Genomic DNA, 26,840 nt, shown 5'->3' with positions numbered 1-26,840 from the left:
CTCTATAAATGAACTGTACGTACCAGTTTAATTATAACCAGGAATTAGTCAATCTTTAATCGTGAATAGTCCAGCCCTGCTGGCCTGGTCAGCGGGGTGCTGCACCCGATATAAATACCTCTACAGCGCTTTTCACCATAGCGATGACATCTTCGCGCGTATAAACCGGCATTTCATGGCGCAGAAAAAGCTCATCCGCCTCGGCCTTCACCAGTGCAGAAAACTGTTTCGCCCTCAGGTCGGGACGAGCGTGAACCAGGTCTCCAGCCTCGATATGCTGTTTCATCAGCGCTGCCAGCGCGTTCATGCTTTCGCGGACGCCCGATTCGTAAAAAATATCACCGATGCCGGAATGTCCGGCCTCGCCGATAACCATGCGATACAACTGCAGTCCCTTCCAGTCCGATGTCATTGCACCCAGCATGCCTTCACCAAAGCGCTGCAGCCTGTCAGCCAGGGGCAGATGACGACTGTCCTGACTGTCAATATCGTCTGCGGCGCGCGTCAGAAAATTGGTGCCGTACGCCCTGACGACGGCGTCAAGAAGGCTCTCCTTGGAGGAGAAATAGTTATAGAGCGTGGCTTTGGAGCACTCTGCTGCTCTGGCCACAGCTTCCATGGATGCGCGTTCATAACCGTGTTCGAGAAAGACAGTCGTGGCAGCGTCAAGGATGTCATTTCGTTTCTTTTCAGTCAGTGTTCGCATGTGGTTTCTCCCTGTAAACCTGCTTATATTAACAGAACCACCCGGTTCATTAAAAGCGAGCGTTTCTTGCACAAAGCGGACGTTCAACTTGGTTATTTCCTGCCTTCATGTATCGAACAAGGCTGGTGAGCAATGCACAGACAGTTCCTGAATGCCGCTTTAGCGTCATGGAGGCGCCAGACCATGGCAGAACAGGGTACAGTGGTCAGAAGGCGCCGTACGCCCGGCGCAGCCGGTTACTGTCTTATATATGGCGCTACCCAACCCCTTCCTTGTATCTAAGATTATGTGGTGATTAGAGCTACCACCACTGAAGCAGAGCGAGCCCGCCCTCGTCCTTAAGGTCATTACCACACTGAACCTTGTTTAGCAGCATGAGGCCCTCCGCTTCACCTTTCACGCCAGCACATCAGGTTGAACGGTTACCGGGAGCTCGACTCCGTATGTACAAGGCGAACAGGCGTGACGGTTTATGTGAGAGGAGCAAGACTATGTTTCCAGTGGGTATAGACGTAAGCAAGAGCACGCTTGATGTGTGCATGCTTTATGACGGTATCAAAGGTCGCATCAAAACGCGCAATATCCTGAATGATCGGAGCGCAACAGAGAACATAATTCGCTGGCTCAGGCTCCAGCACTGTGGTCCGCAGGACGTTCACTTAGTTATGGAAGCAACCGGTGTTTATCACGAGCGGCTGGCCACTGACTTACATGACGCGGGTTTTTATGTGTCACTGGCTAACCCTCACCGTACCAGAGAATTTGCCCGCGGTATGGGGATCATGACGAAAACGGACAAAGTTGATGCATACATGCTGGCTTGTTACGCATTCCTGAAAAAACCACATCGCTGGGAGCCGCCTGCACCTGAAATCAGACATCTCAGTGCGCTCTTACGTCGCAGGGATGTACTGCTGGGCGATGCCGTTCGTGAGGAGAATCGCCTGGAAAAATACCTGTCAACCGATACGCCTGCAGATGTCATCAGCTCTTGCATGCGCATGGCGCAGCTGCTCCGTGAAGAGGTAGACAGCATCGAGCGACAAATCAAAGCACACATTCAGGCTAGTCCTGACCTGAAGCAGGATTACAGCCTGCTGACATCAATTAAGTCTGTCGGGCCACAGCTGAGAATGCACATGCTGGTCGTGCTGCGCAGCCATAACTTTGAGTCAGCTGAACAGGCTGCAGCTTTTCTGGGGGTAGTGCCTGTGGAGAAGCGTTCAGGCACGTCGGTACGAAGTCGCCCCCGCATGTCGAAAATAGGTCCTCCTCAGCTAAGAGCAAAGCTTTACATGTCAGCCCTTTGCGGAAAAATTCACAATAAGCGGATGCGCAATATGTATGATGAGTTGTGCATGCGAGGAAAGCCAAAAATGGTGGCTATCGGAGCCCTGATGAGAAAACTGGTGCACTGGTGTTACGGTGTATTGAAAACCGGTACCGCATTCTGTGACGAGATTTAAAACCTCTTTGTACATACCTGATGTCTGTCCAGAAATTAAAGGGGTAACCCTAGAACAGACACTATGAACAAGGCAAAGTCCGCTAAGAGCGAGGAGCGGACTTTGGTACTTTTGCATCCATAAGAGTATTTTTATAAACAGTCGCCATTCATTCATGTTCTCGACTACCTGCGCGCCACTTTGGCGCGCAGGGCTTGGAATGTAAATTACAAAAAATACCTAAGACGTGGAGCTAAAGGGCAGACATGACAGCATATTCAAACGCTGATGCGGCAAGAGACTTGCGCTCGGCCTTAGGCAAGGCACCCGTTGGCGCTGTGAACGGAGAATGGTTCTTTATAACCGAACAGGCTGGCGTCTCCTCACTAACTGGAGGCTACATGTATGCAGATGGGAGTCACATTGCAGAGGGGAACCACGCCCTTCAAACGGTCCGGGAGGTTGTCGAGAAAATTGAAGCATCACATTTACAGCCTTTTAATAAGGTCATCGTTCGCTGGACAGGATCTAAAATACCGTTAATACGCGGGCGCGTTACAGTTGATACACTGTTCGATAAGACAATCGTGCCGCGCGGTCCTCAAGACCCAATTTATGAGGCCGCCGCTATAGCAAGACGAGCCTTTTGGGAAAGGCATGGCAGTGTCTCAGATGATTTTATAGCTGAACGAGATGACTCAAACGTACACAACCAGACGAACTGGTTCGGGCCCCATCGTCGAGTACTCAACATTAAGATCAAAACGACATTTACGCTGGCCACCGATGGCCTCTCGACGCCCTGGGCCGGCATTGCTGACCCGGAAAATGGCGTAGGCTGCGAACTTTTCATGGAATTAGACGCTTCAACTACCATCAGCCATCCGATGGATGACTGGGCATCTCTCTTAATTAGTTTGGGCGATCTCATTGCAGATGGGTATCAGGTTACTGACGATGTTGAAAAATATAGCGCAATACTGTTTTGTACGCTTACAGACGAATATCACCCATTGACCCGAATCATTCTCAGTCTTGATGACCGCAGGATTGATAATTTACCTTTTGGCTCAGTTCCGCTGATCCGTGTCACGCCGATAGCAGAAACCGAGATTGAACACCTGGACCAATCTGATGAATGGGCATCACGCGCAGCAAAACATGCACTCGCGGAACGGCAGAGAGAAACGTAGAAATTAGGCGTTATTCACGCTCCTTGCGAGGCCGAGTGAGTTCAGTCACCTTCTTAACATAATGAAGTTTAAGGGCCGCTGTGAGCGAAAAGCAGACGAAATTTTCAATTATTGATTCTGTTAATTAATATCCTAACGCACGATGACCTTGCTCATATTGATACCCGTTACTCCGAAACCGCTGCTCTCGTATACATGGAAAGCCCGGGCATTATTTCCAGCTACGCGTAGTCTAATCTCTTTATAACCCTTATCCTGGAGATCCTCTTCAAAAGTGCGTAGAGCCTGTTTACCCAACCCCTCTCCTTGGAATGAATTGAAAATATGGAAATCATAGATAAATACTGTGCGCATTGCCGCATCTGGTTTGTACCAGAGATAGCCTACGTGCCTCTCAGACATATCTAATTTCGCGAAAATGGACAGTAAAATTTGCCCGCGTGTATTCACTCCATCCGCAAGCAATTTTGATATTTCCAGCTGGACCATCGTCAGAGAATCACTTTTTGACATTCCATAATTTGATGCTATCTCAATTGCATAGTCAGGAATAAAATATTCAAGATAAGCAGAGTACTCTTCTTCTGTCATTGAGCGAAACGAGACCATCTTTTAATCCTTATTGAGGAAGTCATACTAATAGAGAGGGCCATACTAATAACGTTAAAATCGATGTAAGGTCAATATTATTCGTTTATGGAATAACAACACTCCTGGTCGATTACATGAAAGGGAGAACTCAATGTCCGTTTCTGGCACAGGGCTGCTGTTGCAGCCCTCACAAATCAGACTTCAATAGACTCAGATATCTCCAAGGCATCATCCACTTCAATACCGAGATAACGGACTGTACTTTCGAGTTTTTTGTGACCTAACAGTAGCTGGATCACTCGAAGATTCTTCGTTTTTTTATAGATCAGATATGGCTTGGTTCTTCGCATAGAATGCGTACTGTACAGAGTCTCGTCGAGACCCAGCTTATCAATCCATCCATGAAAGATACGGTTATATTACCTGGTTGAGATATGTCGTGAGGAACCGACGCGGGACTGGAACAGATAGTCGCTACTACGTAGATGAGCCATTTTGATCCACGCTGCTACAGCCTCTCTGGTTCCCTTAGTCAGTTCAAACTGAACGGAGCTTCCCGTTTTTTGCTGCAGCACTGTCGCTCTGCCTGAAACAGAGTGCCCATAGGCCATATCAGAAACTTTTAGCTTAATCAGATCACAGCCCCGAAGTTTACTGTCCAGAGCCATGTTAAACAGAGCTAAATCGCGTACTTTTCCTTTCAGCTCAATTCTGATACGGATTCCCCAGATATGAGAGATCTGAAGAGGCCGTTTCTGGCCAATGATACGGCCCTTGTTCCAGGCGGATGTTGTCATGCTCAATCTCCTTTGGGTTTGGAGATGTGATTATGGTTGTCCCATATGAGCGAAAAGAGGATGTCGGTGATCAGTCTCTTTAGCCAGATTACATGTATGAGCCGCTAAAATAAGCGGCTGCATCTGTAACTTATTCTGAGTAGCAGTGCTCCGCCGCCGGGAAGCTGCCGTCCTTGACGGCGGCAATGTAGCTTTTTAATGCGCCCTGAATGTCGCCTTGCCCTTTCATAAAGTTTTTGACGAATTTCGGTGCCCTGCCGGTCATGCTCAAGCCAAGCATGTCGTGCAGCACCAGAACCTGTCCATCAGTATCCGGACCTGCACCGATGCCTATGACCGGCACGGATACAGCCTCGCTCAGCGCCTTGCCCAGAGAGGCGGGGACGGCTTCAACCAGCACCATAGCCGCACCGGCTTCTTCTAACTTTTTCGCCGTTTCAATCAGGGAGGCCGCCTGCTCTTTATTACGGCCCTGCACCTTAAAGCCGCCAAAGACGTTAACCGATTGCGGGGTTAGTCCTATATGGGCGCAAACTGGTATACCGTTACGCGTCAGCTGACGCACCGTGTCGCACAGCCACTCTCCACCTTCAATCTTGACCATCTGCGCACCGGCCTGCATTAACTGCGCGGAGCTGTGCAGTGCCTGCTCAGGTGAGGAGCAGGTCATGAATGAAAGGTCGGCTATAATGAAGCCGCCGTTGTTTCCGCGCTTAACGCAGGCCGTGTGATAAACCATATCTTCCAGCCTGACCGGCAGGGTGCTGTCATGGCCCTGCAGGATCATTCCCAGCGTATCGCCGATAAGAAGCATCTCCACGCCTGCCGTGCTCAGCTGGTGTGCAAACGTGGCGTCGTAGCAGGTGAGCATGGTGATTTTCTCGCCGCGCTGCTTGAGTTTTTTCAGATGTGTCAGTGTGACTGATGACATGGTGTTCTCTGCTAATTCGTTACGTTGATGAAGGATGTTGCGGTGCGATAATACCAGCTTTCGCAACGCTAATTGTATTGCTCGGTCTGCAGGACACCCTAAAGCTCGGGCTGACGTTTAGTGTATTCATAGAGTCCCTGCTGCATTATGCGTTGTTATAAGCCTTCATGCCCATGCGTCAGAGAAGCTGCTCTGCCAGCAGCAGGGCCGCAATAATGATCATCAGGGCGCCTGACATCCGGCTGACATTCTGTGCGGCGCGCGGTCGCGTCCCAAGCACCCTACCGCAGCCATACCCCACAAGCAGGTAGACCACGCCGCAGCTGACCACATGCACCAGCCCCAGCGCGATCATCTGCAGTGGAAGCGGCCAGGCAGCGTGGACGTCAGTGAACTGGGGCAGCAGAGCCAGAAACAGCAAAAAAACCTTCGGATTAAGCCCGCTGATGCAAAAGCCCTTGAGCGCCCATTTCAGTGGCGAGCCTGCATCATCATTCTGCCCCGCCGCCGGCGCTGTCGGATGGCGCAACATGCCGAGGCCTAGCCAGAGCAGGTAGGCCGACCCGGCTACGGTCAGAAGCGTCAGTACGCCCGGCGTGCCTGCAATGACTGAGCCGACTCCCGCTGCCACTATGAGCGTTGTAACAAGATGGCCGCTCAGCATGCCGGCAACCGCCGGCACAACCCGGCGTCCCCGGATGCCGGCTGAAATGGCGTAAGACCAGTCGGCGCCGGGCGTGATTACAAAAAGCACGGAAACAGCCCAGAAGGCGGCGAATATACTCAGTGACATGTAGCGTAATCCTTATCGACCGCATCGCTGACCGGGCATTGATCAGTGTTAAAAAGCTGCATTTAGTAAAATCTTTACCTGACTAATACGTTAAAAATTGAAGAAAGAATATCGCTTTGCAAGCGGAATGTGCTTTCATTTACAGCTTAAAAGATGAGTCGGGACGGGAGGTTTTCAGGAATGGACAGAACAGACTGCAATATTCTTGCAGAGCTTCAGAATGACGGGCGGCTTTCGCTCACTGACCTGGCGGAACGGGTGGGGGTCAGCCTGTCGTCATGCCAGCGCCGGGTCAGAGCCCTTGAGCAGGAAGGGGTAATCAGCGGCTACCGGGCGCATCTGGATCCGGCCAGATTCGGGCTGAACTTTTCAGCCATAGTTTTCGTCACCCTGCGCGAGGGAGACCGACAGGCGGTCGCCGCCTTCGAGGCGGCAGTAGAGGAGATACCGCAAATTATTCAGGCGCAGCGACTGTTTGGCGATCCCGATTATCTGCTTCATATTATCACCCGTGACCTGCCGGCTTTTCAGGAGCTGTATGATGAAAAACTCTCTGGTATCTCAGGTGTGCAGCGGCTTACCTCAACATTAGTTATGAAAACGGTTGTGAAAGATCGCGCGCTGCCTGTTTGATGCTTGTGCAAGGCCTCTGCCATTCGATAGTTTTCAAAAAGTTTTTGGCACGGAGACAATGTTGTGCTGTAGAACGGTTCAAAAGTCGAACTTCTGCTTTTGGCACAAAGCAGACATTACAAATACGGTCGCGGGGTTCACTTTAGGTGAACAGAGCTCGTTGTGTTTTCGTTTTAAAAATAAAATTCCTTCGGGCATTGCGCTTATTAAGTGGCGGCCTGTCTTATCCGGACAGTGGCTGACCGGTAAAACCTGCGTGTATCAGAAAACCATCAGATTGTCTGATTTTGCTTTCTGTGTGGACCCGGACGGCCAAAAAGAAAGCCCTGCAGCATCCCGCAGCCGGATGTCCGGAGCCATTCAGCCTGCTCTTCTTTTTCAACGCCTTCCGCCACCACCTCCAGCCCGAGCTCGCGACACAGCGTCAGGACGACACTGACAATTGCCGTCGCGCCCGCATCTGAAATCAGATCGCTGATAAAGGATCGGTCAATTTTGATTTTGCTGAACAGGCGGGTACGCAGGTAGCTTAGTGATGAATAGCCTGTGCCAAAGTCGTCCAGTACGATATGCCCCCCCATTTCCTTTAACTCATGAATGACGCGATAGCTGTCTTCCGGATGCTCAAACAGGGCCGACTCCGTAATCTCCAGCTCAAGCCGGTGCGGCACAAGACCGCTCTGTTGCAGAGCGTCACTGACGATGTCGGCCAGCCGGGGTTCGCGAAACTGGCAGGGCGAAAGGTTTACGGCTATGCGTTCGCTATCAGGCCAGCCGGCTACTTCTGCACATGCCCGCCTCAGGGCGAAAGCCCCCATCTCATGGATAAGTCCGGTCTGCTCTGCCAGAGGAATAAACACGGACGGCGGTGCGCTGCCCCTGACGGGGTGGTGATGGAAGAATGGAAAAAATTACATTACAATATCAGGGGATTTACCTGTGCGGTGGAGTGACTGACCATGCATGCTGTGAAAGCAACGACCGCTACTGGCACGAAGCGGACATCAAATTCCGGATACGCGCAACCAGATTCCGTGCGGTATGATACTAAGTAAACCCGTCCGTGGTAGCGGATTGAGACTGCATATATCCCGGTAAGCCAGAAGTTAAACTACAGATGAAACGCTGACATCTGGAAACCTCCATGGTGGCAATGGCGGCCAGCCCGGGCCAGGCTATGAAATCTGACATGAGGTAAAAGCAGGAAAAATACCTCATGCGCGATATTTCCAGGATAGAATTTTATCTTTCCAGGTCATCAGCCTCAATAAATGCAGTTTTTTATCCGCACTAACTAAATTCACATTTTTTTACCTGTTTTTTGTCGGAAGAACCTATTTGTCCGAATTAAAGTTCATACGACTTACACTTAAGATTACTTTCAGAATAATTAGGGAGGGTTAATAATTGCATGATAGTTACAGAAGAAATCATGCGTTAATTAAAAATATAAAAATTTTTATTTCCTTAGAAGGTCTTATAGTTCACATTGATTTCTGCACTCGTGCAGGTGTAATAAAAGCTTACAGCTTCATTACGCCTCGGGATGTAATGAAAAATAAAAATATAGATTAAAATTTATTATTTTCAGTGCCCTAGTCTAAAAAGTGATGGTCTCTCATTTAATTTACCAGAAAGATTCATTAACCAGATGACAAACCGTTCCTGTATCAGGGTAGTGCGGGATTTCTTTAATCCCCTTTCATTAAGATTACAGAAATAAAAACTTTAAACCGAAAATAGATTCCCCCTAGCATCCGGACAATACCTGTTTTCAAATTGCAGAGCCAGTCACAACTGGCTTCATGCTGGGCTGTCAATTCCTGACCTTCCGGATGTGACGGTAACGCCGTAATATAAAAGCGGCGTATCTCAGCACATAGACCGGTGATTTTACCGGCGTATTCGCCTCGCGCGCCTGCCTCCGGATGTCCGCTGCGCAGACCTCACAAAGGCTGACATAATGGTGGCGCTCCTCAGGAGTCAGCGTTGCACAGCATCGCCTGCAGCGTTCGGTGACCATTGCGTTCTGATTCTCCATCTGAGCTGCTGTCTTTGAGCAATCGTATAAATAAAGAAGCTGTCTGCTGTTGTGGAAACAGCACTGAGCATTAGCGGCAACAGGATAATGCCTCAGGTCGTATCCGGCTTTTTTGAAATTCCGGGTTCACATATATCTTAAAACGCTGCGGACCAGCCATAACGAAACGTAAAGAAAAAATCAACTGGCCTGCACAGGCAGGCAGCAGAAAAGGACTGCATGGGCCCGTCCTGCACCGCCGCGGCTAAAAAAAATCAGATACGAATGTGTCAGGGCACGGGCAGATTCTGAGTCACCAGAACCGGTATACGCTTTACAGAATCACAGCCACTTCATGGGCATGACCGGCTATGCGGGGTGTATATAATTTGTACGATTCGCGTTGTCATGCATTACCGGCCGGTTGCCGGCTGACTTATACCGGCTGATCACAGGGTTATCCACTGCGCAGGTGAATAAGTTGGTAAGGTGGCGCCTGCGGACCTGTTTTCAGTATTCAGCCTGAAAAAAGGCCCGCAGGATTTCACGGGCTAATGGCTGAAATGCCCTGGTGAGGTGGCATTGCACTGTTAAGCACTTTTTATGACATTACGCTACGGGTTTCGTAATAACTACCGGGTTATCAGACTGGTTAGTAGCCGTGGGAATCAGGAATGCTAAGCCTGCATGAACCTGCCGGTCTCCGCAATCCTGCCGTGCGGGGCATAAAAGGCTCGCTATTCATGGCTTTAGTCAGCGGCATAACAGCTACACTCTGGATATACCTTAACCGGACCTTAACGTCATGTCGCTGAAAAAACTGCGCCTCCGCACGCTCCTCATCTCGCTCTCCATCGGCGGGGTGATCCTGACCGCCAGCCTGCTGCTCGGCGCGCTGCTTATTTTTCAGAAAGGCAACATTGAGGACAGCCTGCTCGAGGGCAATATCGCCTACGCGCGCAAGCTTGCCGACACGACCGACCGATATCTTGGTATCGCACAGCGCGAACTGGCCTGGAGCGCCCGGCAGATTAACGGACTCTCCGACCCGGCACTGCTCCGGGCCGAGACCGACCGCCTGCGCCTGCAGTCGGGTTTTTTCAATACGGTCGTGGTGGTTAACCGTGACGCCGTCATTGCTGCCACCTCACCGGAAAGCCTGAATCTTGTAGGCATAAAACTCTATTCTGACGCGAGCAGGCAGGCAATTGCCACGCAGAAGCCGTTTATTTCAGCGCCCTTTACGTCAGCCTCCGGCAACTATGTCGTGTTTCTGTCCCAGCCGCTGTTTACCTCTGACGGCCATTATCTGGGCTATATCGGCGGCACAATCTATCTCAGAAAGCAGAGCATGCTGAGCGATATCCTGAGCCAGCATTTCTACGCCCGTGGTTCCACCGTCAGCATCGTCAGCAATGACGGCCTTATCATATTCAGCCACGACCCCGCACGCGTCGGGAAAAAAATGACGCTGCCTCCCGCGCTGCAGAAACAGCTGGCCACAACGCAGAGTGGCCAATTCAGCTCTGAAGCGGACGGGCAGCAGTTCCTTACCGGCTATGCCAGCCTGCACAGGACGGACTGGAACATTTTCATTGCGGGGAGCTCTGAGACGGTGCGGCAGATCCTGATGCGCACGGTAAAAAATGCGCTGTGGTTCCTGTCGGGAATTATCATCCTGACGGCTGCCGTGATGACCGTGCTGGCCGGGCGTATCGCCTCTCCCCTGGAAAAGCTGGCCAGCATGGTGCGGGACGGAGGCAGTGAAGCGTCACCCGCGTCGGTGCAGGCCTGGTACTATGAAGCAGATCGCCTTAAGCAGGCCCTGGAAGAGCAACGCCATGCCGTGGCCGGACGCATGGCAGCGCTCAGCGACGAGGCCATGACCGATCCGCTGACCGGACTCTGCAACCGGAGGGGGTTCATTCTTCTGGCGGACCGGTTAAGTGAGGATGCGTCACAGTGCGCAATAGCCCTTGATATCGACCATTTTAAAAAAATAAACGACTGGTACGGGCACGATGCCGGCGATGCGGTACTGATAAGCCTGGCGGGTCTGCTGCGCCAGGCCTGCAGAAACGGCGACGTGGTCAGCCGCTCAGGTGGCGAGGAGTTTATTCTGCTGCTGCCGCAGACGTCGCTGGAAGATGCGGCCCGTACGGCGGAGCGCATCCGCGAAACGGTAAGTACCACGACGTTTCCGTACGTGGGAACGATGACGGTGTCCGCCGGCGTCGCGTCGCTTGACTGCTGTGACGGCCGCGGCGCGCTTCTGCGCCGCGCCGATGAGGCGCTTTATGAGGCCAAAGGCGCCGGACGTAACGCGGTTGTGGTTGCCGGACCGGAGGGGTTCAGGCGATATCCGGTGACCGTCTGATAGCATGACGCCGGGTCAGCACTGGCCGCGAAGCTTCCAGGACAGCCATCCGTCGAGCTCTGACTCCGGCAGGGGCCGGGAATAGAAAAAGCCCTGCGCCTGGTCGCAGCCGTACTCGGTGAGCGCGGTGCCCGTTTCCGCATCCTCAACGCCTTCGGCCAGCACCGTGTAGTCAAGATCCTTCAGCATAGTAATAATACTGCGGGCAATAATGCGCGAAGCGGTGTCAGACGAAATTTCACTGATGAGCGAGCGGTCCAGCTTGATGACGTCAAGCGGCATGCGGCGCAGGTAGCTGATGTTGCTGTAGCCGGTGCCGAAATCATCCAGCGAAATCCCGAATCCGCGCAGCTTCAGCATCTCCAGCCCGTGCATTGCCGCCGGGTTTTCAATAATGCGCTCTGTCTCCAGACACTCAATGCCTAGCAGGGATGTGGGTAGCTTCGCCCTTATCATCTTCATCTCCAGCGCGTCAGCAAAGCCCTCGCGCGCAAAGTCCTGGCTGCTGACGTTCACCGTGACGGGGAGCTGAATACAGCTGTTGCACAGACGTGCCAGGCGGCGGATAACCCGGTCCGTGACCCAGGCCGTGAGGTCGCTGAGCAGCGAAGTCTGCTCAGCCAGAGGGACAAACACCGCGGGGGAGAGCTCGCCGCGTACCGGGTGGTGCCAGCGGATCAGCGCCTCCAGCGCGACGGGCCTGCCGCTGTGCAGGCAGATTTTGGGCTGGAAAGCGAGCCACAGACCGCTGTCTTCCCGCAGCGCGGCGGCCAGGTCATTCATCAGCGTGAAGTCCTGAGTGTGACGCGCGTCGCTGGCCGCGCTGAAGCGCATGGCGGGCACACCCCGGCCGATGGCCTCGTGCAGCGCGCTCACCGCACGGCGCAGCGCTTCCTGTGCTGTTATGCTGCCCGTGGCAAAGGTCACTTCGCCCGCATGAGTGCTGAGCGCCACGGCGATGCCGTCCCCGAGATCGGCACTGATCCCCTCCAGGCGACCCGCGACCCAGTCCGCATTCAAGTGGCTGTCTTCACGCGTCAGAACGGCGAATCGCCCGGTAGCAACGGTATAGAACAGCTCGTCAGGGGCCGGGCGCAGGCGCAGCGGCAGCAGGGTGGCCACGTCCCTGAGCAGGCTTTCCACCGGCCCCATCCCCATCGAGCGGGCGAGTTCGTAGGCGCGCGGCATGTCGATGCAGTCAATCAGCACCAGGCGGCGCGGCGTGCTGTCCCCCGACGCAGCCAGAAACTGCAGGTCGCGTACGAGGCGCTGACGGTTTGGCAGGCCGGTGACCGGGTCGGCAAATCCGGCGGAGTGCCAGGCCTCCAGAAACGACATCACCAGCGCGGCCAGCAGCTTAAGTGTAGTTACCTGATCGGTGCCAAACGGGTGCGGGACCGTGTCCGTGACGCACAGCGTGCCAAGCACAATGCCCTCACGATTTTTCAGCGGTACGCCGGCATAGAAGCGTATGTAAGGCGCGCCGGTGATGAGCGGATGTGACGAAAAACGGGCGTCAAGCCAGGTGTCAGGCACGACCACAGCACTGTCACTGTCCACCGCATGGCGGCACAGGGAGTCCTCGCGCGACGACTGCTTCAGCCCGAAATTATGGGCGGCCTGCACGTGCTGGTGCTCGTCATCCAGCACGGAGATAAAGCTGCCGGGAATATCCAGCGCCTGGCTGGCCAGCCGGACAAATTTTTGCAGCACGTCGTCGCGGCTTTCGTCGGGACTGCGCAGCGCTTTCAGCGCCTGCGCGCGGCGATCGTCGTCGCCGGTAAGATTAATTAGCATGTATCCCTCCGCCCCGGCCTGGTTCCGGTGCGAAATCAGAAAGAAAAAATGTACGGTAACGGACCGGCACTAAAAAGAATTACTGCAACAGGGAAAAACAATTAACGCATTAATATGCCATGTATTCTAGGCACCGCGTGGTCCGGTGTCATTATTTATTTTCTTTAGCGAATTATTCACAGCATCACGATTCTTTTATTCTATCGTTGAAACATATTCTTTTTTTATTAATCCTGCCAGAATTCCCTCTGAATAAACGCAGCGCGTATTAATCACGCACAAAAATAAAATAAACGACAATTATTATTTAACAACAATATGACACTAGGGAAAACCTTATGCAGTTACTCCGACACCTGACCATCCGCCGCGTGGTATTGTGGATAATGATCCTCTCGCTGGCCGTGGTGGCGCTTGCCGGCGGCTACGGCACGCTGACGCTGCGCGAGATGTACCGCCATGCCGATCGCGCCGATGCGCTGACGCAGCAGCTCACCTTTCTGACCCGTGCGGGCCTCGTTATGCAGGACGGCAGCGCAGCAGATAAGGCGGCTCTGCTGACCGCCGTTCCGGCAGACCCGGCCTGGGATATCTACCGGGCAACGCTGTCGGCACCGCAGGGCTATCCGGCCGCGGCACGAGAACGTCTCAGCGCCCTGACACAGCAGCTGGCGGCCGACGACGCGCCGGTGCTGGCTGAGCGCCACCGTCTTGAGGTGATTCTTTGCATTGCGCTGCTGGCCGCTGCCACGCTGCTGGCGTTCTGCGACCGCTATCTCGTCGTGCACCTCGTGCGCCCGGTGGCGAAGATCCGTGCGCACCTGAAGACCATCGCGGATGGCGACCTCACCCATGAGCCGGAAGACCTTGGCCGCAACTGCGTAGGGCAGCTGGTACCGCTGGTCCGGGAGATGCAGCACAGCCTGCTCGATGCGGTGGAGTCGATCCGCGACAACGCGGTTATACTGCACCGCGAGGCCGGCGACATTGCCAGCGGCAACGCTGACCTGTCCGACCGGACTGCCACCCAGGCTGCGGCACTGGAACAGACCGCGGCCAGCATGGAGGAAATTACCGCCACCGTCAGCCACAACGCGGCTAATGCCCATGAGGCCCGGGAGCTGGCGGTGCAGACCGCAGAGACCACGCGGCGCAGCGAGCATCTCGTGCGCGCGGTGGTGGATGCCATGGGCGGCATTGCGGAGGGGTCAGAAAAAATCCGTCAGTTCACCACTACCATAAGCGGGATTGCCTTTCAGACCAACATTCTGGCGCTGAACGCCGCGGTCGAGGCGGCCCGCGCCGGCGAACAGGGCCGCGGCTTTGCCGTCGTGGCGGCCGAAGTGCGCTCGCTGGCGCAACGCAGCGCGCTCGCCTCAAAGGAGATCGAAGAACTGATCGCCGATACCGTGGCGCGCGTCAGCGCCGGGCGCCAGGCGGCTGACAGCGCCGGTGCCACCATGGACGAGGTACTGCGGGGTGTCGGCGGCGTCAGCGATCTGATCGGCCAGATAGCGCTTGCCTCCGGGGAGCAGAGCAAAGGGATCGCGCAGGTCACGCTGGCCGTGGCGGAGCTCGATCGCGTTACGCAGCAGAACGCCACGCTGGTGCAGGCGGTCTCTGCGACGGCAGGCAGCCTGAGCGGACAGACAACCGCACTGAGCGGAGCGATCACCCGCTTTACGCTGCCGGCGGCAAACGGTAACGTTACTGCCTCTGTCTTAGCGGGCCCGCGGCGTCAGGCCAGTCCCCCCGTGACGCCGTCACCGGAAGGGGACTGGGTGGCTTTCGGGCATCGGTAGCTTCCAGTGAGCGGCAGAGGGTTTTTCTGCCGCCTCGCGCACGCGATCGGTATTCGTCCGCTGCACGCACGGCCGGGTTCAGACTCTCACGGGCTGTGCGCAGCGTCAGCGGAAAATTATCTGTCACTCTTCCCGGATCTCCGTGCGGCTGAGACCAGCGCTTCTGATGCTGAATACAGATACTGTTATTTCATCCGTTTATGCTTTTTTCATTCAGGTGGTTCATTATTAATACCGTCCGTTCCCGTGAGCCCTGAATATCCTGGCATTTTATCAGAGATCATACACCGGAATATCTCCGGAATAATAACCAAAGAAAAGAAGACTATTTCCGGTCCTGCAGGCGATAAGGCGTTAATACTGAATAAATAATCCGGCGCAGCCGCATGATTCAGTTAATCAGGTCTGCGGTTAACCGGTGAGTATCCGGGCCGCTGGCGTTGCATTGCAGAAGAAAAGTTAAGACAATGTAATGACTGCTCTGTCATTCTCTGCGTAATTTTTCATTCTGCCGCTCGTGTGCGGCCCGCATCTCTGAAGGGAGTATCTTCTGGGAAATCAGTCTGTAAATCGCCCCGTTATTGTCTGTTCCGCCGTCCGTGAACTCCGTCTGGCTGCGGGTCTGTCGCAGGAGGCCGCTGCTGAGCGGTTTGAGCTCAGCCTGCGCGTGTGGCAGACCAAAGAGGCCGCAAAAAATCCCGCCTCCCTGAGTCAGGGAGAGTATGAGCTGCTGCTTCTGCTCGCCGGGCGTCATCCTCACTATGTCCTTGTACCCAAAAAGAAAACGTAGCGTTCCCGCTGGCAGCGCCTGAAGTTTACGTGTTACCGGCCGATAAAGGATGAGGCCATGAGCCGGAAATATTACTATGCGGTGCGATGCGGGCACCCCGCCATTGAAGAAGTTTACTGTGAGGGCTGCGCCGTACTGACGCGGGCTGGCGGGAAGACGTTTATGGGTACGTTCTACTCCCTCAGGCACGCACTTCAGTCAGCACGCCTGCGACACCCCGACTGCTCTATCTGCCAGCAGTGCGCCGCACTGCAGCGGTAACCTGCCGCCTGAATACGTCAGTCACAGCAACGCTGCGATGCCACTTTGACGCTGCACGGCCCGTATATCGCCCCTCTGTGGCAGGACCCGCTCACGGGTCCGCCTTCCGGCTGCGGGACGGCAGGTATTTCTGCGCCCAGGTCTGATTGAACCGTTCCGCTTTTTACTGTGTCATGCCTGCCACAGCCTATTTACCCGAGGGGACAGACTCTGAAATGCCAGACCACAAACCCTGAGCGCGAGCGCCTTGCCGCACTGGCGCAGTATCAGCAGGCAGATGCGCTGGCGGAGAACGCGCTCGACCGGCTCACCACGCTTGCCGCGCGGCTTTTTCGTGTGCCTACCGCCTTTGTTTCACTGATTGATGACCAGCGGCAGCTTTTTACGTCACGCTACGGACTGAACATTGCCGGCACCGCCCGCCGCGTGTCATTCTGCGATCATACGCTGGCACAGGGGACATTCCTCTGCGTACCCGACACGCTTGATGACCCGCGCTTTCGCAACAATCCGCTGGTTCAGGGGTATCCGCACCTCCGCTTCTATGCGGGGATCCCGCTCGCCACCCCGGATGGCCACCTGATCGGCACCGTGTGCCTGGCCGATACGCTGCCACGCCCGCCGCTGACGGACGCTGACCGGCAGCACCTTGCTGACATCGCTGCGCTGGTGATGGACAGGATGGAAGTTCACCGGCTGGATCAGCTGCGTCACGCCAGCCAGCAGCGGCTGGAGTCCATCTCAGCCACCTCGCCGGACGCCATCATCTGCACCGACCTGCGACTCGGCATCACCTTCTGGAACCCGGCCGCCACCGGCATGTTTGGCTACGGGCCGCAGGAGATGACGGGCCGGTACGTGGCCGGGCTCATTGCTGATCGCTGTCAGACCGACTACCGCAATGAGCTGGACCGCCTCAGCGGTGACGAGGCGGCAGTTTCACAGCCGCGCACGATACAGACATGGGGACTGCGGCGCGACGGCCGGGAGTTTCCGGCCGAAGTCTCGTTCTCGGGCTGGCACGAGGGCGGCACACGCCTGGTGGGATTGATCATCCGCGATGTTACCGCCCGGCATGAGAGCGAGGCCCGCCTGTGCGAACTGGCCTCACTGGACATGCTGACCCGGCTGGCCAGCCGCGGCGCATTTATGAAGCAGCTGGAGCACCTGACTGAAGCCGGCGTGCCCTGCATGCTGCTCATGATGGACCTGGACGGCTTCAAGGCCGTCAATGATACGCTCGGGCACGCTGCGGGCGACGCGCTGCTTTGCCACGTGGCGGAGCAGATCCGGCAGGTGTGTACTGACGCGATCATCGCCGCCCGGCTCGGCGGTGACGAGTTCATCATTCTGCTGCCGGGCGGGAATGACGATGCCAGCTCCACGGCGGAGCGCCTTATCGCCGCCGTGCAGACGCCTTTCCGCTATCACGGTTCACCTGTCGTGGTGGGTGCCAGCACCGGCATTGCCTCCTGCCCGGAGCACGGTAAAGATGCGTCTGCGGTGATGTCGGCGGCTGACCTGGCACTTTACCGGGCCAAGGCCTCGGGCAAGGGCCGAAGCGTACTTTTCCGGCCAGCGTTTCGCGAGGCGGAACAGCGGCGGCGGCGCTTTGAGCGTGAGCTGGAAACTGCCGTGCGGCAGCAACAGTTCATCCTGCACTATCAGCCGCGCTATGACGCCGGCAGCGGCCGCCTGCTCGGCTGCGAGGCGCTGGTGCGCTGGCAGCATCCCACGCGGGGGCTCCTGCTGCCGGCCGAGTTTACCGGTATGCTGGTGAAAAGTCCGCTTTCGGTTGTGCTGGGCGACTGGATTATCCGCACTGCGCTGGCGCAGGTTCGGCGGTGGCATGCCCGCTGCCCGCTGCTGCGCGTCAGCATCAACCTGTTCCCGCGCCAGCTGGCCGCCCACGGTCTTGAAAGCGTGCTGCGGGAGGCGGCAGACGGTGATGCTACCTTCGTAGACCTCGAGGTGGATGAACCGGATCTGGCGTTGCTGGCTCAGGACATGCCGGCGCAGCTGGAGGCGATAAGGCACACGGGCGCCACGTTCGTTATCGATCATTACGGACGGACGCTGGGCGCCATCAGCCTGCTGCAGCACGGCTTCGTCAGCGGCTTTAAAATTGACAAGTCGCTGACTCATGAGCTGGTCAACAGCATGCGCATACGGATGGTGTTCCGGGCTGTCGCAACACTAGGGAAAAGCCTCGGCCTCAGCGTGGCGGCGGAGGGCGTGGAGGATGCGGCACAGCGCGTTTTTGTGACAACTGCCCGGTGCGATATCATGCAGGGTAACGGGCTGTGCAGACCGCTCACCGCGGCGGCCTTTGAGGCAATGCTGATGGCGGAAGACGACAGCCTCATGCCCGTGCAGCCCAGGCCCTGACGGGCTGGCTGCAGAGATGACTTTACCGGCTGATGGCAGCGGTGCGCGAAGCGTGGCCGTTAAGCTGTCTGTTATTTTATACATAACTATCCCGTCATCAACGGGCTGAGGACAGCCGCTGCTTCCGGAATGCAGCTGGCGTAATTGCCTGGCGCGCTTTGCTATTCCGTGAATCCGTCTTCTTATTGTCTGTTATCGAGGTCTGTCATCATAGAGAGGAAGGTATGAACAGACAGCGTCATCAGCGGGGTGATAAACACGGGACGGTTCACACATGCGTATTAAGACCGGGCCGGAAAGGATTTTACTCTGGCAGGTGACGGGGCGGGTCGCTATTCTCAGGCTGATTTGCCCCGGCTTAACTGGTGGCCCCGCCACCCGTCTAAATTTATACTGACCGGCGCAATTCAGCCCGGGCGAGTTTCACTCCCTGCGGTTCACTGAACTCAGGACATTCTGTTACGTTACCGGAGAGAAATTTTGGATGATGCAGATCTGGCGCAGGAACGCGAAGAAGCGCACCTGGCAGCCTCACTGTCTGCGCGCAAGCCGCGACTGGCAAGCCCCAATGGTAAGTGCATATGGTGTAAAGAAGAAGCCGTTGTTGCTGGTACCGCTTTCTGCTCAGCAGAATGTGATGAAGATTACCACAAGTATCAGCGTGAGCAGCGCCAGCGGACCGGCGACTGACCGCAATAAAGCCATGCGCAAATCAGGTCCGGGCATCCCCCCGCTTTTAAAGCTCTTGCCCTGCCTGCCGATAATAAAAATGAGCATACGTTGCTCAATAAACGCTTCTCTATTGAATGCTCTGTTGTAATTAGCCCGCGTAAGACGGGCTTTTTTTCGCCATTAAAAGGGGGCGGGGAAATAGTATCGCTGACACCGGTTATCTCACACTGGTCCTCTTATCCGTAGCAGGCTGTGTGAGAGCCGGTGCTCATACCGCTGACTGATAGGTAATGATGTCAGCCTTATAACGTACAGAGGCCACTCAGAAGTTTCAGGACCGCCACTACGATTCTTCCCTGCCGGCAGCCTCTGGAGCAAATATTTTTACCCGCCGTTTGGCTCCATCTTTAATACTCACCTACCCTGAATGAACCCACCCCGTAGCCTGCTCAGACAGGAGCGGCTGAGTCATTGCCCGGTCGCCGGGCTTTTTTATTCCAGCTTCAGAACTGATGACGCGAATATTTCTGCCACGCCTCAGCCGCGCGCGGTAAGCATCAAAATAATGCTGCCGGTTTCAGCAAAAAACCTTCAACAGATATCTCATCGTAAAACCCTGCTATGAGCAAGAAACAGACGTAATCAGCCATGGCCGCAGCTCATTTTCGCCTGCAGAGTGGGCAGTTGAGGCAATACTCAGCGGGGTCTGTTGCCTTATAGTAGAAACAACAGGTCCGACGGAAGCGCACGGACTGCCCCGCCGCGTTTTGCTGAAGCGGTCTGCGAAAGCGTTTCAGCGGGTTCCAGGGCAGGCCAAAGAGCGACGGGGAAGCCTGCCCGATTAACCAGTTAAAATCCGCCTCCCGGCGCTGCTCCTGCTTTTCATCCAGCCTGTTCATCCTGCCCTCATAAAGCGAAAAGACCCTTACTGAGGTGTTTTCCCAGAGTATCTGCACGGGCAGCCCGCTTACCTGCGCCAGACTTTGCCAGACCGGAGAAAGAAACCCGCTAAAAAGAGACTCCACGACGCCTTCGCGCCATGCATCCCGTTCACCAGGGAGATAACCTGTTGCCCCGATGTCTGCGGGGAGCGACGACGTCCATAACCCGTCATCGTGCGCATACTCCAGCCGGCAGGATGAAAGTGACAATTTTAAGCCCTTATCAAACACGCTCAACGCGTAGAGCACATTGCCGGTGGCCAGAAACGCCAGACGCTTCGAAAATAACGAAGCGGCAATGGCCATATCCGGTGCTCCGGTTAACGGCATAACACGATGTAATAACGCCCGGCAACGTTGCTCATCAAGCACGTGTTCTGCCGGCATACTTCGCGCATCGGCCCCGGCGATTACGCGTAATCTGAAAGTCTGCCGCAGAACTGCATGCTCCTCAGGCGTCAGCATTCAGCGCTCCGGGAAAAGGGACGCACAGCGGCGATTGAAAGAACGGATCATCAATAATCCGGCAGCGCAGGTTAAATACTTTATTTACCAGCGGCTCCGTCATAATCTCTTTCGGCACACCCTGGGCATAAACGCGCCCTTCGTGCACGGCGACCAGATGATCGGCGTAACGGCAGGCCAGATTCAGGTCGTGCAGAACCATAATGATGGTTTTACCCTGTTTCTGATTAAGGCCGCGTAACAGCTCAAGCACCTCAATCTGGTGCGCTAAATCAAGATAGGTTGTGGGCTCATCCAGCAGTAACGTATCCGTTGCCTGCGCCAGCGTCATGGCAATCCACACGCGCTGTCGCTGCCCGCCCGACAATGCATCCACGGGACGATGCTGTAGTTTGTCAGTGCCGGACAGACGAAGCGCCTCGTTTACCTCCTTTTCGTCTTTCTCTGACCACTGACGGAGCCAGTTCTGATAAGGGAAGCGTCCGAGGCTGACCAGCTGACGCACTGAAATGCCTTCGGGTGCAACGGGCGTCTGCGGCAGGATGGCCAGCCTGCGTGCAACCTGCACCGTGCTGCTGGCATGAATATCCATTCCATCCAGGATCACCGTGCCCGACTGCGGCATGAGAAGCCTTGCCATCGCTCTGAGAAGCGTGCTCTTACCGCAGCCGTTGCTGCCGATGAGTACAGACACTTTCGCTGCAGGAAGGCTCAGATCAAGCGAATCTATTACCTTCTGCTGTGAATAGCTTACGTTCAGTTTATGTGTGGAAAGAGACACGCATTCTCCATCATTTCAGGTTCGCTGCCGGATCATTAACACCAGAAAAAACGGTGCGCCGACCAGCGCGATGAAAATTCCCGCAGGAAGGTCCGAGGGACGGAACAGGGTTCTGGCCAGCAGATCGGCGAGGACTACCATGACACCGCCGCCGCATGCGGCAACAAACGCTTGGCCAAAAATACCGTGCCGCACGATCAGCCTCCCGAGATGAGGCGCGACCAGACCGACAAACGCCATGGCGCCCACCATCGCGATCGCACCGCCGGAAAGTATCACACAGCCCAGCAGCAGCAATACCCGCAGCAGAGGCACCCGCACACCCAGCCCTGTCGCGAGGTCGTCGTCCAGCATAAGTGCATTCAGGTAACGCAGCGAAAACAGCCAGAATGGTAATGCGGCCACGTCGATGGCAAGGAGACGCCAGACTTTCTCCCAGGTCGCAGCGTAAACGCTGCCGCTGAGCCACACCCAGGCGGAAAATGTGGTGGTCAGCGGACTGAAAACCAGAATGAGCGTGACTATCGCGCCCGCCATTGCCGAAACGCCCACGCCGGTCAGAATCAGTCTCAACGGCGTAAGCCCATTACGCCATGAAAGCAGGAATATCAGCCCAACCGCGCAGGCTGCACCACTCATCGCCGCCACCGGCATCAGCGCGCTGCCACAGGAAACGCTGAAAAACGAAAGCCACAACAGCGCCCCCACGCTTGCGCCGGCGGTAACGCCAAGCGTGTCCGGAGATGCCAGCGGATTACGCACAAGTAACTGCATGACCAGTCCGGCGAGTCCCAGCCCCGCGCCTGACAGCAGCGCGAGCACCACGCGTGGTAAGCGCAGCTCATGCAGGATAAAACTCTGCGCGCTTGCATCAGGCTGTATCAGGAGCTGCAGTGTCTGAGGCAGCGACAGAGGCACGTCGCCAGCACTCAATGCTGCAAGTGTTATTAACAGCGAGATACCCAGGCAGAGCAGTACCACCGGCGTTAATCGGCCGGCATACTGGCGGGAAAACGTGCCGCAGCGAAAAACGCGGTTATCTGGCATGATTTCCCCTGCGTTGCGCGAGCAACACGAAAAACGGCGCGCCCATCAGGGCTGTCATCACACCAACGGGCACTTCCTGCGGCACAATTATTACGCGCGCGACGATATCCGCCGTCAGTAACAATAACGCGCCGATCAGCGCACAGGCTGGCAGCATATGTCGCAGGTCGCTGCCGAAAAGCTGGCGGGCGATATGTGGCACCATCAGTCCAACGAAACCGATGTTTCCGGCCAGTGCGACGGCATTTCCCGCCAGTCCCACAACCAGCAGGCTGGCGACCAAACGTACCCGGACGATATTTTGGCCAAGGCCGACCGCAATATCATCACCGGCACTCAGTACATTCATCTGCCCGGCAGACAGGCACGCAACCATTATCAGCAGCGTGCCGGGGAATAGCATCGCATAAATATGCGGATTGTTATCCGTCAGGCTTCCCGCCAGCCAGAACAGCATCGTGTCGAGTGTTTCCTGATCGATAACGAGGATCGCCTGGGTAAAAGCATTGCACAGTGCCGTTATTGCTACGCCAGCCAGCACCAGCCGGAGTGGGTTCTGCCGTCCGTTACCGGCTTTACTGGCCAGCCAGACCAGTGCACACGCTGCGCACGCGCCAAAAAATGCCAGTAAAAGAGTCTGCCAGGGGGCGCTCAGGGAAAAAATGCTGCCAGCGAGCACAATCATCAGCACCGCACCTGCATTCACACCGAACAGTCCCGGCGATGCCACAGGATTACGTGTCAGCGCCTGCATAAGCCCGCCCGCTACTGCCAGAAATGCACCAATGGCCAGCGCCATGTACGTGCGGGGCAGCCGTGAAGTGCGAATGATGATGTCAGCCGTACGGACGGGATCGGTATGAAAAAGAGCGTCAGCCACCTGTGACAGAGAATAGAAGCGCGCACCGGCCATGACGCTGAGTAGTATCATCAGGACCAGAAGTGCACCGCAGCATAAAAAGCGTGCTTTCACGATGGCCCCCGGCTCAGCGCCAGCTCTGTGTCTGTGAGGATCTGATTTGCGCCAAGGATGCCACCGGACAGACTCCACGGAACGCTGTCCACCTGCCATAATTGTCGCGCTTTCACTGCGCGCATTTGCTGCCACAGCGGATGCGCGGCCATCATCCGGTACTGACGCATGATGGCCGGGCTGCCTGTCCGCAGCAGAATGAAAAAGATATCGGCATCCATCAGTGGAATATTCTCCATACCGGAGAAGCGAAGCGACGTGCTTCTCGCCTGTGCGGCCTGCTCATTCCAGGTAAAACCGATCTCGGACATTACCGAGCCGGGAAAGCTTTGAGGTGCGTAGCTACGGATATGGTCGGGCCGGACTTCAATGACAGACACCTGGGGCCTGGTCTGTGCACCAAACTGCTTACTCATCAGGGTCTCAATGGCGGCAATCCGTGCATCCCATCGCTGAAGCAGGACTCGGGCGTCATTTACCCTTGCAAGCTTTTCTGCAACGACCGTCAGCGTTTTTTTGAATTCAAAAACGTCATCCAGCAGCACCACGGGCGCAATTTTTTCCATCAGCGGCGCAACATCCTGATGACGAAACCGGGAGGCAAAAATGATATCGGGTCTGAGCAGCACTATTTTTTCAAGCGCAGGCTGGGTTTCCAGCCCTAACTGAGGCACGCCGGCAAACTGCTGCCGCAGGTAGCGGTATACGGGCTTCTCAGCCCAGGACTCAACGATTCCGCAGGGTGTAACGCCCAGCGCAGCCATGCTGTCAGTGGCGCCCTGAAACAGTGAAACGGCACGACACCCGGACGGCTGTACCGCCAGCAGGGATGGAGAAATGCTGCATAACAGCAGCGCCTGCAGACAGAGCCGGCGATGAGGTGAGAAAAAAATTTGGTTTTTCATTATCAGGTTTACCGCCCCGGTAACGGGGGCGGCATCATCAGAAATCAAGACTATAACCGAGCGTGGCTGTACGTCCACGCCCGGCAAAATAGCGATCAGGATCGACGGAGGCACTCTGCGAATAGTAGGTGATATATTTTTTATTCAACAGGTTAGAGATGCCCAGACTCAGCTGTCCCCGCGGTAGTTTATAACCGATGGCTGCATCCACCAGTGTGTAGCCGGAAAAGTCCTTTTCCTCATCGTCGAATTTTTTGCTCATGGCCCAGTTAGCCTGCAGGAATGAGCTCAGCTCTGAATTCCAGTTTGCCGACCAGCTGGCGATGAGGCGGTCCGGCGCAATATTCAGACCGTCGAGTTTCGCATCGAGGCTGCCGTTGTCATCGCTGTCGTAACGCCCGCGCATATGCGACCAGGCGAGCGTCAATTTGTGATCCGGATTAACGCTGTAACCTGCGCTGACTTCCACCCCATCAATTTCTGTTTTTTCCCGCCGGGCGACGAATGCATCATCAACCAGCTCCACACGGCTGCCGAGTTTTGAAGAAGACCGGTAGTAGCTCGCTTCAAAATCAAAGGGTGCCTGCTGAATGCGAAAGCCTGCCTCACTGTTTTTGGTGACGATCGGTTTCAGGCCTGAGTAGTCATCAAGCCTTACGCCGGGGGTATCAATACCCCGGAGCACGCGGCCGACGTCAGGCACGGTAAAACCTTCACTGTAGCTGGCAAACAAGCTGAGCGGCTCAAGTGGCGTCCAGACAATGCCCGCGTTATACAGTGTTTGCTCAAAGGAAGGAGACCCACCCTCAACGCTGACGCGATTGTTAGCCCATGTCGTCTGATAACTGTCTATATTCAGTCGTGCATATTCATAACGTACGCCGCCGCTAAGCTTCACTGACTCAACGGGCGCATACTCAAGTTGCAGGAACGGCGACAGGTCGGTGTAGTTGATTTCGGGCACGTAAGTGCGTCCGGTTGACCATAAATCCTGTTTAGAATTGTCAAACAGCGTGTCAAAACCTGCCGTCGCTTTAATCCGGTCGTCCCAGATATCATCCTTAGTCAGGGCGATTTTGGTTCCGTATTTGTCTGTAAAGGCGCGGCTCTGGTCGTACAGTGTGCCGCGAGGAGCAATGGCAGGATCCTGAAAAGAGGAGGAATTTGTTGCACCGAATAACGCTTCGTAGCGCTGATAATAAGCCAGCGCAGTCAGCTTCATTCCTGCCAGATTATAGTTATCGTAGGTGGTTCCTGCCGTCCAGACATCATTATGCGGTGCGCTGCCTTCCGGACGGCCTTTTACAGAAGTGGTTAACACGCCGGCATCACGATCGCCGGTAACGCTGACGTAATTGTCTTTATTTTTCAGCTGATAGCGATTAAGACTCAGCTGTATGCGCTGGTCATTATCCAGCCAGTAACCGACCTTCGCCAGCAAATCCCATGCGCGGGAATCCATCAGATCACCCTGGGTATTATCAACACCTATCGCATGATTATCTGCATCTTTAAACAGACCCTGATCTTCATAACTTAATGCAAAAAGATAATCGACGTATTCCTCGCTGCCGTTAATGCTGTAATTAGTTTTATAGGCCAGCGTATCGCGGTCAAAATCAGTCACTGGCGTTGTGGCTTCCGCACTGAAGTGCTGATTTACCGTGCCGGGCTGCGCGCGTCTGGTAATAATGTTGATGACGCCTCCTGTCGCACCGATACCGTTGCTGGCGTTTGCGCCCTTGATAACCTCAATACGTTCAATCATGGACGCGTCGATAGTGTGCATTTCCCGACCGGTCGGGCGGAGAGGATTAGACTGCGGAATACCATCAATCATCACCAGTGGCATACGCCCGCGTAACGTTTCACCGCTGCCGGACATTTTCTGTCGCGCAGGCGAGAATGACGGCAACAGGTTACTCAGGATCTGAGATGTGTCAGACGTGATTTTTCGCTGCTGGCTAATCTCTTTTTCATCAATGACTCTGATGACCTGAGGGGAATCATTACGTGAACCTTCAGTACGGGTAGCATTGACTATCAGTTCACCTTCTGAATCATCCTGAGCATAAAGCGGTGATACAGTGAGCAGCGTTAGCGCAGCACACGCTGTGGAATACTTCATACAGATAATCCTCTGGTGTAAGACCTTTTTATCTGAAAGGTTTTTAATGCCATACTGAAACAGCGGTAATGAGAATAAATATGATAACGGTTATCAATAACATAATGTAAGGTTAAAGTTAAGAAGTTATACATTTCAATTCTGAATGTTGCTGACACACCTGACATCGACAGTTGTATGACGCATTTCAGGCATGTCGGTTGAACAGTATTCAGGCTTTAAGCAATGCAGCAGACCGGTCCTGATTACTGCCTGCTGCAATACTTACAAATTACATCGTGTGCAATTCTATTGTGCTAAACCCTGCTGAATCTTAAGTTTCTGCCGATACCCGTTCATCAAACGAACGTTTACCGGAGAACTGATGAAAATTTCAACGCGCCTCAGCGCCGGCTTTGGCCTGC

19 protein-coding genes and 2 pseudogenes are annotated in these 26,840 nt (G+C 55.0%); 8 read left to right on the top strand and 13 right to left on the bottom strand.

What is annotated here, in order from left to right:
* Positions 1-88 precede the first annotated feature (88 nt).
* A complete protein-coding gene (locus IBT54_RS20600; RefSeq protein ID WP_370585173.1) occupies positions 89-793 on the bottom strand; it encodes a TetR/AcrR family transcriptional regulator in 705 nt (234 codons plus the stop codon).
* A 404-nt stretch (positions 794-1,197) separates the two neighbouring features.
* Between IBT54_RS20600 and IBT54_RS20595 the strand changes: the two genes are divergently transcribed.
* Together IBT54_RS20595 and IBT54_RS20590 are read left to right on the top strand one after the other, a co-directional pair.
* Entirely contained in the window at positions 1,198-2,172 is a 975-nt protein-coding gene (locus IBT54_RS20595) for an IS110 family transposase (protein ID WP_201252855.1), read from the top strand.
* A gap of 245 nt (positions 2,173-2,417) precedes the next feature.
* Positions 2,418-3,344 carry a hypothetical protein gene (locus IBT54_RS20590; protein WP_201252854.1) on the top strand — a complete coding sequence of 309 codons (927 nt, stop codon included), beginning with the start codon at positions 2,418-2,420 and terminating at the stop codon, positions 3,342-3,344.
* 132 nt (positions 3,345-3,476) lie between these two features.
* On the opposite strand, the gene IBT54_RS20585 is transcribed toward IBT54_RS20590, so the two are convergent.
* The 4 genes and pseudogenes from IBT54_RS20585 to IBT54_RS20570 all read right to left on the bottom strand — a co-directional run bounded on the left by IBT54_RS20585 (position 3,477) and on the right by IBT54_RS20570 (position 6,456).
* Positions 3,477-3,953 (bottom strand): N-acetyltransferase, encoded by a 477-nt coding sequence (locus tag IBT54_RS20585; protein WP_201252853.1) that lies wholly within the window; start codon positions 3,951-3,953, stop codon positions 3,477-3,479.
* A gap of 176 nt (positions 3,954-4,129) precedes the next feature.
* Positions 4,130-4,732: pseudogene (locus tag IBT54_RS20580) on the bottom strand (tyrosine-type recombinase/integrase).
* Positions 4,733-4,862: 130 nt separating this feature from the next.
* Complete coding sequence (gene panB, locus IBT54_RS20575) at positions 4,863-5,663, bottom strand: 3-methyl-2-oxobutanoate hydroxymethyltransferase (protein WP_201252852.1); 801 nt, start codon at positions 5,661-5,663, stop codon at positions 4,863-4,865.
* Positions 5,664-5,841: 178 nt separating this feature from the next.
* On the bottom strand, positions 5,842-6,456 hold the full coding sequence (locus IBT54_RS20570; RefSeq protein ID WP_201252851.1) for a LysE family translocator: 615 nt from the start codon (positions 6,454-6,456) through the stop codon (positions 5,842-5,844).
* Between the two features lie 180 nt (positions 6,457-6,636).
* Here IBT54_RS20570 and IBT54_RS20565 point away from each other — a divergent pair, with 180 nt between their 5' ends.
* Positions 6,637-7,089: an Lrp/AsnC family transcriptional regulator gene (locus IBT54_RS20565; protein ID WP_201252850.1), complete on the top strand. Its 453-nt coding sequence runs from the start codon at positions 6,637-6,639 to the stop codon at positions 7,087-7,089.
* A 272-nt stretch (positions 7,090-7,361) separates the two neighbouring features.
* Here IBT54_RS20565 and IBT54_RS20560 read toward each other — a convergent pair.
* Positions 7,362-7,970 (bottom strand): annotated as a pseudogene (locus IBT54_RS20560) (EAL domain-containing protein); the annotation flags it as partial.
* A gap of 1,944 nt (positions 7,971-9,914) precedes the next feature.
* On the opposite strand from IBT54_RS20560, the gene IBT54_RS20555 reads away from it, so the two are divergent.
* The gene (locus IBT54_RS20555) at positions 9,915-11,486 is read left to right on the top strand and encodes a diguanylate cyclase (protein WP_201252848.1); all 1,572 of its coding nucleotides are present in this window, start codon (positions 9,915-9,917) and stop codon (positions 11,484-11,486) included.
* Positions 11,487-11,501: 15 nt separating this feature from the next.
* On the opposite strand, the gene IBT54_RS20550 is transcribed toward IBT54_RS20555, so the two are convergent.
* Positions 11,502-13,283, bottom strand: coding sequence for a sensor domain-containing phosphodiesterase (locus IBT54_RS20550; RefSeq protein ID WP_201252847.1), 1,782 nt, complete (start codon positions 13,281-13,283; stop codon positions 11,502-11,504).
* Positions 13,284-13,621: 338 nt separating this feature from the next.
* Here IBT54_RS20550 and IBT54_RS20545 point away from each other — a divergent pair, with 338 nt between their 5' ends.
* The 4 genes from IBT54_RS20545 to IBT54_RS20535 all read left to right on the top strand — a co-directional run bounded on the left by IBT54_RS20545 (position 13,622) and on the right by IBT54_RS20535 (position 19,214).
* Entirely contained in the window at positions 13,622-15,085 is a 1,464-nt protein-coding gene (locus IBT54_RS20545; RefSeq protein ID WP_201252846.1) for a methyl-accepting chemotaxis protein, read from the top strand.
* 550 nt (positions 15,086-15,635) lie between these two features.
* Positions 15,636-15,875 (top strand): transcriptional regulator, encoded by a 240-nt coding sequence (locus tag IBT54_RS25255; protein WP_236263568.1) that lies wholly within the window; start codon positions 15,636-15,638, stop codon positions 15,873-15,875.
* Positions 15,876-16,391: 516 nt separating this feature from the next.
* The gene (locus tag IBT54_RS20540) at positions 16,392-18,524 is read left to right on the top strand and encodes a putative bifunctional diguanylate cyclase/phosphodiesterase (protein ID WP_370585183.1); all 2,133 of its coding nucleotides are present in this window, start codon (positions 16,392-16,394) and stop codon (positions 18,522-18,524) included.
* Between the two features lie 480 nt (positions 18,525-19,004).
* Complete coding sequence (locus IBT54_RS20535; RefSeq protein ID WP_201252845.1) at positions 19,005-19,214, top strand: hypothetical protein; 210 nt, start codon at positions 19,005-19,007, stop codon at positions 19,212-19,214.
* A 641-nt stretch (positions 19,215-19,855) separates the two neighbouring features.
* Here the strand turns inward: IBT54_RS20535 and IBT54_RS20530 are convergent.
* From IBT54_RS20530 to IBT54_RS20505, 6 genes are read right to left on the bottom strand one after another with little or no spacing between them, the layout of a single operon-like run.
* Positions 19,856-20,602 carry an IucA/IucC family C-terminal-domain containing protein gene (locus IBT54_RS20530; RefSeq protein ID WP_201252844.1) on the bottom strand — a complete coding sequence of 249 codons (747 nt, stop codon included), beginning with the start codon at positions 20,600-20,602 and terminating at the stop codon, positions 19,856-19,858.
* Positions 20,589-21,383: an ABC transporter ATP-binding protein gene (locus tag IBT54_RS20525; protein WP_201252843.1), complete on the bottom strand. Its 795-nt coding sequence runs from the start codon at positions 21,381-21,383 to the stop codon at positions 20,589-20,591. Before IBT54_RS20525 ends, IBT54_RS20530 begins: the two co-directional genes overlap by 14 nt.
* Before the next feature lie 15 nt (positions 21,384-21,398).
* Entirely contained in the window at positions 21,399-22,430 is a 1,032-nt protein-coding gene (locus IBT54_RS20520) for an iron ABC transporter permease (protein ID WP_201252842.1), read from the bottom strand.
* Positions 22,420-23,403: an iron ABC transporter permease gene (locus IBT54_RS20515; RefSeq protein ID WP_201252841.1), complete on the bottom strand. Its 984-nt coding sequence runs from the start codon at positions 23,401-23,403 to the stop codon at positions 22,420-22,422. Before IBT54_RS20515 ends, IBT54_RS20520 begins: the two co-directional genes overlap by 11 nt.
* Positions 23,400-24,308, bottom strand: a complete 909-nt coding sequence (locus IBT54_RS20510; protein ID WP_236263551.1) for an iron-siderophore ABC transporter substrate-binding protein — start codon at positions 24,306-24,308, stop codon at positions 23,400-23,402. The genes IBT54_RS20515 and IBT54_RS20510 overlap by 4 nt, the downstream gene beginning before the upstream one ends.
* A 37-nt stretch (positions 24,309-24,345) precedes the next feature.
* On the bottom strand, positions 24,346-26,436 hold the full coding sequence (locus IBT54_RS20505) for a TonB-dependent receptor (protein ID WP_201252840.1): 2,091 nt from the start codon (positions 26,434-26,436) through the stop codon (positions 24,346-24,348).
* Between the last annotated feature and the right edge of the window lie 404 nt (positions 26,437-26,840).

It is taken from the genome of Pantoea sp. S62 (assembly GCF_016658625.1).
Taxonomy (GTDB): Bacteria; Pseudomonadota; Gammaproteobacteria; order Enterobacterales; family Enterobacteriaceae; genus Pantoea; species Pantoea vagans.
Note: the sequence above shows the minus strand (reverse complement) of the source record. Positions and strands in the feature narration are given on the sequence as shown.